1 pseudogene is annotated in these 311 nt (G+C 64.3%); it reads right to left on the reverse strand.

Features of this window, described 5'->3' with window-relative positions:
- Positions 1-311: pseudogene (locus H6A60_RS12975) on the reverse strand (hypothetical protein); the annotation flags it as partial.

A 311-nucleotide genomic window follows, 5' to 3' on the forward strand; every position in this document is an offset into this window, starting at 1 on the left:
GGATCGAGCAATCGGGAAAACTTGAGCTGCCGCCCGCCGGAAACGAAAGCGTTGAGATACGAGGGCGCGGTAAGCCATACGGTCCACAGGTGCTCTTCGCATGCTTCGGTTCGCCTGCCGTCACCCGTACAAACCGCCCACGCCTCTCTTTCGCCCCGTTCGTAGACCGCCTCCACCCGGGCCGGTTCTCCGCGCCAGGAAATCGCTTGGTCGCCGGGAACGACTTCGCCGAGCTTCTTCCACCCTGTCGGGGTCAGAATTTTCGCCGTGACCGGCTGCGCCTTGCCCGCGCCGGTCGTCCCGATAACGAG

The sequence above is a fragment of the Sutterella massiliensis genome, from assembly GCF_016899755.1.
Lineage (GTDB): Bacteria > Pseudomonadota > Gammaproteobacteria > Burkholderiales > Burkholderiaceae_F > Sutterella > Sutterella massiliensis.